This window comes from Psychromarinibacter halotolerans, assembly GCF_029168315.1.
In the GTDB taxonomy this organism is placed as follows: Bacteria; Pseudomonadota; Alphaproteobacteria; order Rhodobacterales; family Rhodobacteraceae; genus Psychromarinibacter; species Psychromarinibacter halotolerans.
This window is the reverse complement of sequence record NZ_JARGYD010000049.1, coordinates 1-432: the sequence shown is the minus strand read 5'-3', so window position 1 is coordinate 432 and position 432 is coordinate 1. Positions and strand designations below refer to the sequence as shown.

The window sequence follows — 432 nt, the reverse complement described above, 5'->3', positions numbered from 1 at the left end:
CCCCGCCAAGGATCGTGTCCAGCCCGTAACGGGTCCCTGTGATGGTATCGTCGCCTGCGCCGCCATCGATCAGCACCGCCGTGTCGGTAGCGACACTGCTGTTCCGCGAAATGGTATCGGCACCATCGCCGCCGTTTACAACGATGCCGGCACCGGACTGGCTGCCGAACTCGATCCGATCCTGTCCGATCCCACCGTCGAAATAGGTACCATAGCCACGCAGGGTGTCGTCGCCTTCGCCGCCAGAAAAGCTGTTCGCATCGGTCGAAGAACTGTAGTCCGTGATGCTGTCGTTCCCTACCCCGCCTTCCAGCGTATCTTCACCGCTCCCGCCATCGATCGTGTCGTTCCCGGCGTCGCCGACCACGCTGTCGTTGCCGCCCCCACCGTTCAGATAATCGGCTCCGCCGCCCCCGATCAGGGTATCGTCGC

1 protein-coding gene is annotated in these 432 nt (G+C 63.4%); it reads right to left on the bottom strand.

The window, feature by feature from the left end:
* The coding region (locus P1K30_RS23865; protein WP_275635241.1) for a calcium-binding protein at positions 1 to 432 on the bottom strand (432 nt) is incomplete at both ends.